Raw genomic sequence first — 13,492 nt, forward strand, 5'->3', positions numbered from 1 at the left:
CACCTGCCGCGCTCAGACCTCGGGTAGGCCGATGTAGTTCTCCGCGAGGCTTGTCGCGTACGCGGGGGAGGTGGTGACGTACCGCAGGGTCGCCGACTGGAGCTTCGCCTCGTACGGGTCGTCGGCGTTGAGCCGGTGCAGCATCGAGGTCATCCACCAGGAGAACTGCTGCGCCCGCCACACCCGGCGCAGCGCGGTACGCGAGTAGCCGTCCAGCAGGTGGGTGCTGCCGTCGGCGTACCAGGCGGCGAAGGCGTCACCGAGCAGTGCGACGTCCGCCAGCGCCAGATTCATGCCCTTGGCGCCGGTCGGCGGCACGATGTGCACCGCGTCGCCGGCCAGGTACAGCCGCTGCCACTGCATCGGCTCGACCACCAGGCTGCGCAGCGGGGTGATCGACTTTTCCAGCACCGGCCCCTCGTTGAGCGTCCAGTTCGGCACCGTCTCCAACCGGGTACGCAGCTCGGCCCAGATCCGCTCGTCCGGCCAGTCGGCAATGTCCTCGTCGGCCGGCACCTGGAGATACAGCCGGGAGATCTGCGGCGAGCGCATGCTGTACAGGGCGAAACCGCGCTCGTGGTGGGCGTAGATCAGCTCCTCCACCGCGGGCGGGGCGGCGGCGAGGACGCCCAGCCAGGCGAACGGGTAGGTGCGCTCGTAGGTGGTCAGCACCCCGTCGGGCACGGCCGGGCGGCTGATCCCGTGGTAGCCGTCGCAGCCGACCACGAAGTCGCAGTGCAGTTCCTCCTCCCGGCCCTGGTGCCGGAAGTGGATCACCGGAGCGGTGTCCAGGCCGGACAGCCGATCGGCGGGGGAGTCGAACAGGATCGTCCCGCCCGCCGCCAGCCGGGCGGCGATCATGTCCTTGACCACCTCCTGCTGTCCGTACACGGTGATCGCCCGGCCGGTCAGCTCGGTCATCGGCACCCGGTGCGACTCGCCGTCGAAACGCAGCTCGATGCCCTCGTGCCGCATCCCCTCCCGGTCCAGGCGCGCCCCCAGGCCGGTGTCCCGCAGCAGGTCGACCGAGCCCTGTTCGAGCACGCCCGCGCGCAACCGGTGCTCCACGTACTCGCGGCTGCGGCTCTCCACCACCACCGAGTCGATCCCGTGCCGGTGCAGCAGGTGCGACAGCATGAGACCGGCCGGTCCCGCTCCGATGATGCCGACCTGGGTACGCATCCATGCCTCCTTGGGGCCTAGAACGGGTAGCGGGTGATGTCGCCCTGCATCGTGAGCCACTGGGTCTCGGTGAACGCCTCGATGTTCGCCGCCGCCCCACCGAAGCGGGAGCCGGTGCCGGACGCGCCGACCCCGCCGAACGGCGCCACCGCCTCGTCGCTGACGGTCTGGTCGTTGATGTGCACGATGCCACTGGGAATGCGCTCGGCCAGCGCCATCGCCTTCATCACGTCGCGGCTGAGGATGCCCAGCGACAGGCCGTACTCGCTGGCGCCGGCAAGTGCCGCCGCCTCGTCCAGGTCGGAGAAGCTGAGCACCGGGGCGACCGGGCCGAAGACCTCCTGCGCGTACGCGGGAGTGGCGGGGGTGACGTCGGCGAGCACCGTCGGCCGGTAGAACAGCCCGTCGTAGATGCCGCCGGCGGCCAGCCGGGCACCCGCGTCCACGCTCGACGTGACCAGCGCGTGGATCTTGTCGCGTTGCGCCTCGTCGATGATCGGCCCGAGCGCCACCTGCTCCTTGGCGGGGTCGCCGACCGGCAGATGGTCGGCCTTGGCGGCCAACTCGGTGACGTACCGCTCGGCAACACTCTCGTGCACCAGGTGCCGGCCGGTGGTCATGCAGATCTGCCCCTGGTGCAGGAAGGAACCCCAGGCCCCGGCCGAGACGGCGAGGTCCAGGTCCGCGTCGTCGAGCACCACCAGCGCGGAGTTGCCGCCCAGTTCCAGGTGCGCCCGCTTCAGGTGCCGGGCCGCGGCCTCGCCGACCTTGCGGCCCGCGGCGGACGATCCGGTGAAGCTGATCACCCGTACGCGCGGGTCGGCGACAAGCGCCTCGCCGGTGGAAACTCCGCCCGGCAGTACGTGCAGCAGGCCCTCGGGCAGCCCCGCCTCCTCGAAGACCCGGGCGATGGACAGCCCACCGCAGACCGCCGTGCGCAGGTCCGGCTTGAGCACCACCGCGTTGCCCAGCGCCAGCGCCGGAGCCACCGAACGGATCGCCAGGATCAGCGGTGCGTTGAACGGCGAGATGACGCCCACCACGCCGACCGGTAGCCGGCGGGCCAGGCTCAGTCGGGGCTGGGCGCTCGGGATGATCTCACCGAGCGATTGCGAGGGCAGCGTGGCGGCCTCGTAGCACTCCTGCGCGGCGGTGCCGGTCTCCAGGCCGCCCTTGGGCGGGATCGACCCGGACTCGCGGACCACCCAGTCGCCGACCTCGGCGGCGTGCTGCTCCCACAACGCGCCGGCCCGGCGTAGCACGGCGGCCCGCTCGGTGTAGCTGGTGGCGGCCCAGGCCCGCTGCGCGGCGGCGGCCCGGATGCTGGCCCGCGCGACGTCGTCGGCGTCGGCCACTCCGATCTGGCCGATCTCCTCGCCGGTGGCGGGGGCGCGGACGGTGGCGGTGCCGCCGGAGGCCCGCACCCAGCCGTCGCTGTAGATCCGGCCGTGCCAGGTGTCGGTGTCGAGCAGGGGCATGGTGATCCTCCTTGCGCCGCGGGTGGGACAGCCACGGGCGGTGGCCGGCGGGATGATTCCGGCCACGCCTGATACGTGCGGCGGCCCGGTGGTCGCCAGAGCCGGCCGCGTGCCTGGCTTGTTCGCTTGCCGAACAAGCGTTCTCATCTAGGACATTTGCACGGGACTCCGCTCGCGTCAACGGATCACCGCAACATTTCTGCGTCAGGTCGGACGCGTGAATCCAGCCGGCCGGCGTGCGTTGACGAACGTCGCCAACGCCGATTACGTTCGAGATAAGTACGTCGGTCCGCATACCGAACAGCGGTCGGCGGGTGTGCGACACAGGAGGCAGGGAGGCTCATGGCGAAGCTCGTCTCGCTGGCCGACGGCGTCGCGGAGCTGGTCCGCGACGGGGACACGGTGGCGCTGGAGGGATTCACCCACCTGATCCCGTTCGCCGCCGGCCAGGAGATCATCCGGCAGGAGCGGCGCGACCTGACCCTGGTGCGGATGACCCCCGACGTCGTCTACGACCAGCTCATCGGTGCCGGCTGCGCCCGCCGCCTGGTCTTCTCCTGGGGCGGCAACCCCGGCGTCGGGTCGCTGCACCGCTTCCGCGACGCCGTGCAGAACTCCTGGCCCGTCCCGCTGGAGTTGGAGGAACACAGCCACGCCGGGATGGCCAACCGCTACGTCGCCGGTGCCTCCGGCCTGCCGTTCGCCGTGCTGCGCGGCTACACCGGCACCGACCTGCCCCGGCACACCGGCAACATCCGCAGCATCGACTGCCCGTTCACCGGGGAGACGCTGACCGCCGTTCCCGCGCTGAACCCCGACGTGACGGTGGTGCACGCCCAGCGTGCCGACCGCGCCGGCAACGTGCAGATGTGGGGCATCACCGGCGTGCAGAAGGAGGCGGTGCTGGCCGCCCGCCGCTCCCTGGTCACCGTCGAGGAGATCGTCGACGAGTTGACCCCGGTGGCCGGCCAGGTCGTGCTGCCCGGCTGGGCGATCACCGCCGTGGCGCACGTTCCCGGCGGTGCCCATCCCTCGTACGCGCAGGGCTACTCGGTGCGGGACAACGCCTTCTACGTGGCCTGGGACGAGATCAGCCGGGACCGTGACACGTTCCAGGAATGGATCGAACGGCACGTGCGCAACGCGGAGGTGCAGGCATGAGCGAGCAGTACACCGCCGACGAGATGATGACGGTGGCGGCCGCCCGACAGCTACGCGACGGCACCGCCTGCTTTGTCGGGATCGGCCTGCCCAGCACCGCGGCGAACCTGGCCCGCGCCACCCACGCGCCGGATCTGGTGCTGATCTACGAGTCCGGTTGTCTCGGCGCCAAGCCGGACCGGCTGCCGCTGTCCATCGGTGACGGCGTGCTCGCCGACACCGCCGACGCGGTGATCTCGGTGCCCGAGGTCTTCAACTACTGGCTGCAACCCGGGCGCATCGACGTCGGTTTCCTCGGTGCCGCTCAGCTCGACCGGTACGGCAACATCAACACCACAGTCATCGGTGGCGACTACACCGACCCGAAGGTCCGCCTGCCCGGTGCCGGTGGCGCTCCCGAGATCGCCGCCTCCTGCGGCGAGGTGGTGGTGATCGTCCGGCAGAGCCGGCGTACGTTCACCGAACGCGTCGACTTCGTCACCTCGGTCGGCTACGGCGCCGGCCCCGGTGACCGGGAACGGCTCGGCCTGCGCGGCGGTGGACCCCGTACCGTCATCACCGACCTCGGCGTCCTCGAGGCCGACCCGGACAGCTGCGAACTCACCCTCACCCGGCTGCACCCGGGCGTCACCGTCGAGCGGGTCCGCGAGGCCACCGGCTGGTCGCTCGCCGTCGCCGAGGACCTGAGCACCAATGAGCCGCCCACCGCCGAGGAACTCACCGTGCTGCGTGCCCTCGAAGCGACGATGCGGGCGGCGGCGTGAGCGGGCGCTGCCCGGCCACCGCGGTCGCCGGACCGCAGGGCGGTGCGATCGCCCTCGGGTTTCCGCTCGACGCCTCCGGGTCGCGGATACTCGGATCGACTGAAGGGGAGGAGCGGCCGTGACCCAGGACGCCGAGCGGAAACTGATCCTGCCGAGCTACCGGCGCGACGACGTCGACGCCCATCCGCCACTGCTCAGCCCCGGCTACCGGTCGACCGTGGTGCGGGCACCGCAGCAGCCGTTGACCTACCTGCCGCAGCGGCTCACCGAGGTCACCGGGCCGCTGCTCGGCGAGGGCCGGCTCGGCGAGCTGGACCACGACCTGACCCGCCAGCACGACGGTGAGCCCCTCGGGCAGCGCATCATCGTGCACGGCCGGGTCCTCGACGGCGACGGCCACGCGGTGCCGCACACCCTCGTCGAGATCTGGCAGGCCAACGCCGCCGGCCGCTACCGGCACGCCGCCGACACCTGGCCGGCGCCGCTGGACCCGAACTTCACCGGCGTCGGACGGGCCCTGACCGACGCGGACGGCCGCTACCGCTTCGTCACCGTGCAGCCCGGTGCCTACCCGTGGCGCAACCACGACAACGCCTGGCGGCCCGCGCACATCCACTTCTCCCTCTTCGGCCGGGCGTTCACCCAGCGCCTGGTGACCCAGATGTACTTCCCCGGCGACCCGCTGTTCTTCCAGGACCCGATCTTCAACTCGGTCCGCGACGAGCGGGCCCGCCAGCGGATGGTGGCCCGCTACGACCACACCACCACCCGCCCGGAGTGGGCGCTGGCCTACGAGTTCGACATCGTGCTGCGGGGCCGGGAGGCCACCGTGTTCGAGGACGAGGACGAGGACGACGATGAGTGAGTCGCTTGGCGTCACGCCCGCCCAGACCGTCGGGCCGTACCTGCACATCGGCCTGCGCTGGCCCGACGGGCCGTACGTGGTTCCGGAGGGCACGCCCGAGGCGTTCTGGCTGCGTGGCCGGATCGTCGACGGCACCGGCGCGGCCGTGGTCGACGCGATGGTGGAGAGCTGGCAGGCCGATCCCGACGGGCGCTTCGACCACCCCGACGATCCGCGGGGCGCCCGGCCACCGACGGTCCCCGGCTTCCGGGGTTTCGGCCGGGCCGAGACCGACACCGAGGGCCGGTACGCCCTGCACACCGTCAAGCCGGGGCCGCTGCCCACCTTCGACGGCGACACGGAGGCGCCGCACCTGACCCTGTCGGTGTTCGGGCGAGGGCTGCTGCACCGCCTGGTCACCCGGGTCTACTTCCCCGGCGAGGCGGCCAACGCCACCGACCCGGTGCTGCGTACCGTCGACCCGCAGCGGCGTGACACGCTGCTGGCCCGACCGGGCTCGGACGGGTTCCAGTTCGACATCCGCCTTCAGGGAGAGCATGAGACCGTCTTCTTCGCCGTCTGAGGCACTGCTGCGCGGGCTCTCCGGCACACCCGACGTCGACGCCGAAATCGGCGACCACGCCCTGCTGCGGGCGCTGCTGGACGTCGAGGCCGCCCTGGCCCGGGCCGGCGCCGACGTCGGGCTGGTGCCTGCCCCGGCCGCCGACGAGATCGTCCGGCAGTGCCGCGCCGAACGGTACGACCCGGCCGCTCTCGGTGCCGCGGCCGAGGCGGCCGGCAACCCCGTCGTCCCGCTGGTGCGGGAGCTGACCGCTGCGGTCGCCGAACCGGCCCGCCCCTGGGTGCATCACGGCGCGACCAGCCAGGACGTGCTCGACACCGCCCTGTCGCTGGTGGCGGTCCGCGCCGCCGAGCCACTGCTGCGGCACCTCGCCGACGCCGCCGACGCCGCCGCCCGGCTGGCCCGGACCCACCGCGACACCCTGATGGCCGCCCGCACCCTCGGCCAGCAGGCCGCACCGACCACCTTCGGGCTCAAGGCGGCCGGCTGGCTGGTCGGCCTGGTCGAGGCGCGGACCCGGCTGGCCAGGGCGCGCGCCGACCTGCCCGCGCAGCTGGGCGGGGCGGTCGGCACGCTCGCCGCGTACGGCACGGCCGGGCCGGCGATGGTCGACCGGTTCGCCGCGCACCTGGGCCTGGCGGCGAGCCCGCTGCCCTGGCACACCCGCCGTCAGCCCCTGCTCGACCTAACCGCGGCCCTCGGTGGGCTGCTTGCCGCCACCGGCAAGATCGCCCTCGACGTGGGCCTGCTCGCGCAGACCGAGGTCGGTGAGGTGGCCGAGGGGGGTGCGGGGCGGGGTGGCTCCTCGGCGATGCCGCACAAGCGCAACCCGGTGGACTCGGTGCTGGTCACCGCCGCGGCCCGACGTGGCCCCGGGCTCGTCGGCACGTTGTTCGCCGCCGCCGGCCAGGAACACGAGCGGGCCACCGGTGGCTGGCACGCCGAGTGGGAACCCCTGCTCGACCTGACGCACCTCGCAGGTGGGGCGGCTGCCCGCACCGCCCGGATGCTCGCCGACCTCGACGTACGTCCGCAGCGGATGCGGGTCAACCTGGACGCCAGCGGCGGCCTGCTGCTCGCCGAGTCGGTCGCCGCCCGCCTGGCACCGGCGCTCGGCCGCGCCGCCGCCCACGACCTGGTCCGCCGCGCCGCCGGCCGGCCCGACTTCCGGGCGGCGCTGCTGGCCGACGCGGACCTGCGCGCCTACCTGTCGGAGCCGGACGTCGACGCCGCACTCGACCCGGCCGGCTGGCTCGGCAGCGCCGGGCAGCTCATCGACCGCGCCCTCGACCTGCACCGCGAGGCGGCCCGAGGCCAGGGCCCCACCGCCGGCCCGCGCCACGAGGCGGCGCGAGGCCCGGCCGCCACCGCCGGCCCGCATCGGGAGGCACAGCCGTGACCGGCGGGCTGCACGCCACCGTGGACGGCCCGTCGGACGCACCGGTGCTGGTGCTCGGCAGCTCTCTCGGCACCACCGGCGCGATGTGGCAGCCGCAGGTGGCGGCGCTGGCCGAGCGGTACCGCGTGGTCCGCTACGACCATCTCGGCCACGGCGGTTCGGCGGTGCCGGCCGGGCCGTACACCATCGACCTGCTCGGCCGGAAGGTGCTGCGGCTGCTGGACGACCTGGCCGTGATCCGGGTCCACTACGCCGGGCTCTCCCTCGGCGGGATGGTCGGCATGTGGCTGGCCGCGCACGCCCCCGAGCGGATCGACCGCCTCGCCCTGTTGTGCACCTCCGCGTCGCTCGGGCCGGCGGACGGCTGGCGGGCCCGGGCCGCCGCCGTGCGTGCGGGCCGGCTGGACAGCATCGCCGACGCGATCGTCGAGCGCTGGTTCACCCCTGCCTTCGCCGAGAGTCGTCCGGACACCGTCGCCGCCTACCGGGACATGTTGGTCGGCACACCCGCCGTCGGGTACGCGGGCTGCTGTGAGGCGATCGCCGCGATGGATCTGCGTCCGGACCTGGCCGCCGTCCGCGCCCCGACGCTGGTGATCGGTGCGGCCGACGATCCGGCGACCCCACCGGAGCAGGCCGCTGCCATCGCCGAGCGGATCCCGTCGGCCCGCCTGGTGGTGCTCGACGGCGCGGCGCACCTGGCCAACGTCGAGCAACCCGAGGCCGTCACCCGACTGCTCGTGGACCACCTCGATCCGGAAGGCGCGGTGCGCTGATGACCGACCAGCAGCGGTACGAGGCCGGCATGGTGGTACGCCGGCAGGTGCTCGGCGACGCGCACGTCGACCGGGCCATCGCCGGCACCGACGAGTTCACCACCGACTTCCAGGATCTGATCACCCGGTATGCGTGGGGTGAGATCTGGACCCGGGAAGGGCTGGACCGGCGTACCCGCAGCTGCATCACCCTCGCCGTGCTGGCCACTCTGCACCACGACGAGGAACTGGCCATGCACGTACGCGCCGCCCTGCGCAACGGCCTGACCCCCGACGAGGTGGGGGAGGTGCTGCTCCAGGTGGCCGTCTACGCTGGCGTACCGGCGGCGAACCGGGCGTTCAAGGTGGCCCAGGAGACTCTGCGGCAGGAGGCCCAGTGAGCGACGAGGCGACGGCCCGCCCCGGCGAGTTCGTCCAGTCGCTGGAACGCGGTCTCGCCGTGATCCGGGCCTTCGACGCCGAACACCCGCAGCTCACCCTCAGCGAGGTGGCCCGGGCCACCGGGCTGACCCGGGCCGCCGCCCGCCGCTTCCTGCTCACCCTGGTCGAACTCGGCTACGTACGCACCGACGGGCGGCTGTTCTCCCTGCGCCCACGCATCCTCGACCTCGGCTACGCCTACCTGTCCAGCCTGAGCCTGCCCGAGGTGGCCCGGCCGCACATGGAGGCGCTGGTGGCGCAGGTGCACGAGTCCTGCTCCGTGTCGGTGCTCGACGGCGACGAGGTCGTCTACGTCGCCCGGGTACCCACCAAGCGGATCATGACGGTGGGGATCAGCGTCGGCACCCGGTTTCCCGCGTACGCCACGTCGATGGGTCGGGTGCTGCTCGCCGCGCAGCCGGCCAGGTGGCTGGACGACTATCTCGCCACGGCGCAGCTGCGCCCGCTGACCCGGCGCACCGTGACCGACCCGGCCAAGCTGCGCGGCATCCTGACGAAGATCACCACCCAGGGGTACGCCCTCGTCGACCAGGAGCTGGAGGAGGGGCTGCGCTCACTGGCCGCCCCGATCCACGGCGACAACGGCTCGGTGGTGGCCGCGGTCAACGTCTCCGCCCACGCCAGCCGCGGCTCGTTCGAGATGGTCCGCAAGGAACTGCTGCCGCCGTTGCTGGCCACCGCCAAGCGCATCGAGGAGGACCTGAGCGCCGGCCCCGGTCGCTGAACCCGAGCCCGGGCGGGCGAATCGGCCCGGGGCGGCCCGTCGGCGTACCACCATGTGGGGGGCGACGAACGGGGGGCGAGTGCGCGAGCTGCTGCTGGTCATCACGCTGGGCGTCGTCGTGCTGGTCGGCACCACCATCGGCGGCCGGTACCGGGTCGCCCCACCGGTGCTGCTCATCTGCCTGGGTGCCCTGGTGGCGCTGCTGCCCCCGTTCTCGCACGTCGTCCTGGCACCCGAGGTGGTGCTGCTGCTGTTCCTGCCGGCGATCCTGTACCGGGAGAGCCTGGTCACCAGCCTGCGCGAGATCAGGGCGAACATCGTGGTCATCGCCCTGCTGGCGGTCGGACTGGTCGGGGTCACGATGGTCACGGTGTCGCTTGTCGTGCAGCGCTTCGGTGTCGATCCGGCGGTTGCCTGGGTGCTCGGCGCGGTGCTCGCCCCGACCGACGCCGCGGCGGTGGCCGGGCTGGCCAAGCGGATGCCCCGCCGCCTGCTGACCACCCTGCGCGCGGAGAGCCTGGTCAACGACGGCACCGCCCTGGTGCTGTTCGCCATCGCGCTCGGTCTGCTCGGCGGAGGCGCCGCACCGAACGCCTTCGAACTCGTCGAACGGATCGGCCTGTCCTTCCTCGGCGGCATCGCCGCCGGCATGGTGGTCGGCACGGTGGTGATCCTGATCCGCAAGCGCATCGACGACCCGCTGCGGGAGGGCGCGCTGAGTGTGCTCACCCCGTTCACCGCCTTTTTCCTCGCCGACAGCATCCACGAGAGCGGGGTGCTCGCGGTGGTGGTCGCCGGTCTGATGCTGTCCTACGCCAGCCCTCGGGTGATCCGGGCCCGATCCCGGATCCTCGCGCTGTCGTTCTGGGACCTGACCACCTTCCTCATCAACGGTGGACTCTTCGTGCTGGTCGGCATGCAGATCCCGCGTGCGGTGCAGAACGTCACAAGCGTCTCCCTCGGCCGGGCCGTCGTGATCGCGCTCGTGGTGGCCGTGGTGCTGGTGCTGGTGCGGATGCTGTGGCTGCACCTGATCGCCGGTGTGGCCCGGCTGGTGGACCGGCGCGAGTCGCAGCTCGCCCGCCGGGTCAACTGGCGGGTGCGTACGGTCGCCGGCTGGGCCGGTTTCCGGGGTGCGGTCTCGCTGGCGGCGGCGCTGGCCGTGCCGTTGACCGCGCAGGACGGCAGTCCGGTGCCGGAGCGGGATCTGATCATTTTTGGTGTCGCCACGGTGATCCTGGTGACCATGCTCGTGCAGGGCACCACTCTGCCGTTCCTGATGACCTGGGCCGGGCTGAGCGGTGATCCGGAACGGGTCGAGGAGTCGCGGCAGGCGCAGCTGAACGCCACCCGGGCCACGCTCGACGCACTGCCCGACCTCGCCGACCGGGTGGGCGCCGAGACGGCGATCGTGCAACGGCTCCGGGCCGAGTACGCGGGCCATCTGGACGCGGTGCAGTCCGAGCCGGAGGACGACTCGTTGACCGCCCGGGAGGTCGAGCGTCAACTGCGGCTGGCCGCCCTCGAACACAAGCGACGCGAGATCACCGGGATGCGCGACCGGCGGGAGATCGACGACACTGTGCTGCAGGAACTGCAGGCCCGGCTGGACGTCGAGGAGATCCGCCTGCTCGGCCCGATGCCCTCCGAGTGACCGCTTCTCTGGTTGCCCCTGCCCTCGACGGGTGCCACGGCCGGTGGTCCGCTCACCCGGCCGTCGCCCCGCCGGCCGGAAGCGCGAGCGCGACCGTGAGGTCCAGCAGACTGCGCGGATCGGTGAGGCGGTCACCGTAGAGTTCGCGCAGTTGGCCCATCCGGTAGCGCACGGTCTGCGGGTGCACGAAGAGGTCGGCGGCGACGTCGTCCCGCCGTCCCTGGTGCAGCAGCCAGGAACGCAGCGTTTCGGTGAGCCGTTCGGCGGTGGCGGCGGGCAGCTCGGCGAGGGGTTGCAGGACCCGGCTACGCAGGTCGGCGAGCGCCTCGACGTCGGCGCTGAGCAGCAGCTCGGCCAGATGCTGTTCGGTGTCCAGGGGCTCGCCGTCGGTGGGCTGGGCGATACCGAGCGCGACCACCCGGACCACCCGTCGGTACGAGGAACAGACCCGGGCCCAGGGACGGCAGGGGCCCAGCACCGCGCGGCGTCCGTGCAGCACCCGGGCGAGCTGCCGGCGCCGGTCACCGTGCATGTCCGGTACGAGCAGCACCGCGGTGTCCTCGCCGGGCTCGCCGGGCGGCAGCTCCTCGCTGCTCTCCAGGGTGTGTTCGCCCAGCAGGGCGAGCGCCCCGCGCAGCTTCGCCTGCGGCAACAGTGCCACGGTGAGGGTCTGTGGCACCGGCCAGTCGGCCCGCTCGGCGCTGCGCAGCAGCACGTCCTCCGCCTCACCGGCGAGCAACTGCTGGGTGAGCCGTTCCAGGTTCCGCCGTCGCGCCCGGCCCACACTGGCCAGCTCGTCGGCATGCCCGGCGACACTCGCGGCGGAAAGCTCGTCGATGTAGGCGAACATCAGCTCGGCGAACTCGGCGACGGTGGCGGCGGGCAGGCCGGTGGCCACGGTGGCGGCGGCCAGCTCCCGCCAGGAGACCCGGGCACCCACCCGGTACGCGGCCAGCAGCGCGTCGACGCTGCGGCCCGACCGGGCCTCGCCGCTGCCCAGGGCGTACGCGGCCTCCAGCGCCGGGACCAGCGGGGTGCTCGGGTCGTTGACCTGCGGACGGTCGGCGGATTGGGACTGTTCGAGCAGTTGCAGGAAGGTGCCCAACGCGATCTGCACCGCGTTCTCAATCTTGTCCCGCATCTGTCCGGTCAGGGTCCCGGAGTAGCTGGGCACCTCGGCCGTGATCGCGGTGACGGTCTGCCCGGCCACCAGTGGCAGCCGGTCGCGCAGTTCGCGGGCCACCCGCTGGTCCAGTTCGATGCGGGCCGCCCGATTGGTCGTTCCGGATGGTTCCGCCACGGTTGTTCTCTCCGCACAAAAGGGGTGGATCGCTTTACCTTCGCAGACCAAGAGTTTATGCCAGCGGGCGGCGACCATCGTCGTATGACCGCCACCGTCCCGCCACCGGACACGAGATCTTTTCGGCGCCGCCTGTGGCGGCTCGCCGAGACGGTGACCACGCCGGCACTGCCCAGCGACTACCTCGACCTGATCGCCCCGCTTCGCGCCGGTGCCGACCTGCGTGGCCGGATCGTCGCTGTGCACCCGGAGACCCGGGACGCGGCGACCCTGCTGATCCAGCCCGGCCGCAGCTGGCGCGGACACGTCCCCGGCCAGTACGTCCGGCTCGGTGTGGATGTCGACGGGGTGCGCCAGTGGCGGGCCTATTCGGTCACCTCAGCCCCCGGCCGGCGCGCCGACCCGATCTCGGTGACGGTGAAGGCGATCCCCGACGGCGTGGTCAGCAACCACCTGGTCCGCCGGATCCGACCGGGCACGATCGTGCAGCTCGACCAGGCGCGCGGCGACTTCGTGCTGCCGGAGCGGGCACCGTCGCGGGTGCTGTTCCTCACCGCGGGCAGCGGCATCACCCCGGTGGCCGGGATGCTGCGCTCGGGGGCCCTGGACGGCAGCGACGTGGTGCTTGTGCACTCGGCGCCCACCGCCTCTGACGTGGTCTTCGGCGGTGAGCTGCGCGCCCTCGCCGAGCGCGGCGCCATCCGCCTGATCGAGCGGCACACCGAGGTCGAGGGCCTGCTGGACGTGACCGAACTCGACGCCCTGGTTCCCGACCACCTGGAGCGCCAGACGTGGGCGTGTGGCCCGCTCGGGCTGCTCGACGCCGCGGAGGAGCACTGGTCGGTTCGCGGCCACGCCACGCGGCTGCACACCGAGCGGTTCCGTCCCACCGTGATCACTGCGGGTGACGGCGGAACCGTCACCTTCACCCGCTCGTCGGTGACCGTGGCGGCCACCGGCGCCACCCCGCTGCTGGATGCCGGCGAGAACGCCGGGGTGCTCATGCCGTCGGGCTGCCGGATGGGCATCTGCTTCGGCTGCGTGCTGCCGCTGCGTCAGGGCGCCGTCCGCGACCTGCGCAACGGCCAACTGACCACCGCCCTGCCGGGCGACGGCGTACGCGTGCAGACCTGCGTGTCTGCCGCCGCCGGCCCGTGCGAACTCGAGATCTGATCGGAGAACGACC

13 protein-coding genes are annotated in these 13,492 nt (G+C 72.7%); 10 read left to right on the top strand and 3 right to left on the bottom strand.

Annotation, left to right across the window (positions count from 1 at the left end):
• Positions 1-12: 12 nt before the first annotated feature.
• Both ACFY2A_RS11885 and ACFY2A_RS11890 read right to left on the bottom strand, forming a co-directional pair.
• Entirely contained in the window at positions 13-1,182 is a 1,170-nt protein-coding gene (locus tag ACFY2A_RS11885; protein ID WP_387170968.1) for a 4-hydroxybenzoate 3-monooxygenase, read from the bottom strand.
• Positions 1,183-1,199: 17 nt separating this feature from the next.
• Positions 1,200-2,660, bottom strand: a complete 1,461-nt coding sequence (locus ACFY2A_RS11890; protein WP_387170970.1) for a benzaldehyde dehydrogenase — start codon at positions 2,658-2,660, stop codon at positions 1,200-1,202.
• Positions 2,661-3,002: 342 nt separating this feature from the next.
• On the opposite strand from ACFY2A_RS11890, the gene ACFY2A_RS11895 reads away from it, so the two are divergent.
• The 9 genes from ACFY2A_RS11895 to ACFY2A_RS11935 all read left to right on the top strand — a co-directional run bounded on the left by ACFY2A_RS11895 (position 3,003) and on the right by ACFY2A_RS11935 (position 11,006).
• Complete coding sequence (locus tag ACFY2A_RS11895; protein WP_387170972.1) at positions 3,003-3,821, top strand: CoA transferase subunit A; 819 nt, start codon at positions 3,003-3,005, stop codon at positions 3,819-3,821.
• Complete coding sequence (locus tag ACFY2A_RS11900) at positions 3,818-4,585, top strand: CoA-transferase subunit beta (RefSeq protein ID WP_387170974.1); 768 nt, start codon at positions 3,818-3,820, stop codon at positions 4,583-4,585. The genes ACFY2A_RS11895 and ACFY2A_RS11900 overlap by 4 nt, the downstream gene beginning before the upstream one ends.
• Before the next feature lie 118 nt (positions 4,586-4,703).
• A complete protein-coding gene (gene pcaH / locus ACFY2A_RS11905) occupies positions 4,704-5,450 on the top strand; it encodes a protocatechuate 3,4-dioxygenase subunit beta (RefSeq protein WP_387170976.1) in 747 nt (248 codons plus the stop codon).
• Complete coding sequence (pcaG, locus tag ACFY2A_RS11910) at positions 5,443-6,012, top strand: protocatechuate 3,4-dioxygenase subunit alpha (protein ID WP_363920496.1); 570 nt, start codon at positions 5,443-5,445, stop codon at positions 6,010-6,012. The genes pcaH and pcaG overlap by 8 nt, the downstream gene beginning before the upstream one ends.
• Positions 5,987-7,411, top strand: coding sequence for a 3-carboxy-cis,cis-muconate cycloisomerase (gene pcaB, locus ACFY2A_RS11915; protein WP_387170979.1), 1,425 nt, complete (start codon positions 5,987-5,989; stop codon positions 7,409-7,411). The genes pcaG and pcaB overlap by 26 nt, the downstream gene beginning before the upstream one ends.
• Positions 7,408-8,187, top strand: a complete 780-nt coding sequence (pcaD, locus tag ACFY2A_RS11920) for a 3-oxoadipate enol-lactonase (RefSeq protein WP_387170981.1) — start codon at positions 7,408-7,410, stop codon at positions 8,185-8,187. Before pcaB ends, pcaD begins: the two co-directional genes overlap by 4 nt.
• On the top strand, positions 8,187-8,567 hold the full coding sequence (gene pcaC / locus ACFY2A_RS11925) for a 4-carboxymuconolactone decarboxylase (RefSeq protein ID WP_363920502.1): 381 nt from the start codon (positions 8,187-8,189) through the stop codon (positions 8,565-8,567). Before pcaD ends, pcaC begins: the two co-directional genes overlap by 1 nt.
• Entirely contained in the window at positions 8,564-9,352 is a 789-nt protein-coding gene (locus ACFY2A_RS11930) for an IclR family transcriptional regulator (protein ID WP_387170984.1), read from the top strand. The genes pcaC and ACFY2A_RS11930 overlap by 4 nt, the downstream gene beginning before the upstream one ends.
• Positions 9,353-9,431: 79 nt before the next feature.
• Positions 9,432-11,006 carry a Na+/H+ antiporter gene (locus ACFY2A_RS11935; RefSeq protein ID WP_363920506.1) on the top strand — a complete coding sequence of 525 codons (1,575 nt, stop codon included), beginning with the start codon at positions 9,432-9,434 and terminating at the stop codon, positions 11,004-11,006.
• Positions 11,007-11,058: 52 nt separating this feature from the next.
• Here the strand turns inward: ACFY2A_RS11935 and ACFY2A_RS11940 are convergent, their stop codons facing one another.
• A complete protein-coding gene (locus ACFY2A_RS11940; protein WP_363920508.1) occupies positions 11,059-12,306 on the bottom strand; it encodes a helix-turn-helix domain-containing protein in 1,248 nt (415 codons plus the stop codon).
• Between the two features lie 84 nt (positions 12,307-12,390).
• On the opposite strand from ACFY2A_RS11940, the gene ACFY2A_RS11945 reads away from it, so the two are divergent.
• The gene (locus ACFY2A_RS11945; protein ID WP_387170987.1) at positions 12,391-13,479 is read left to right on the top strand and encodes a ferredoxin reductase; all 1,089 of its coding nucleotides are present in this window, start codon (positions 12,391-12,393) and stop codon (positions 13,477-13,479) included.
• Positions 13,480-13,492: the final 13 nt, after the last annotated feature.

It is taken from the genome of Micromonospora sp. NPDC000442 (assembly GCF_042898635.1).
In the GTDB taxonomy this organism is placed as follows: Bacteria; Actinomycetota; Actinomycetes; order Mycobacteriales; family Micromonosporaceae; genus Micromonospora.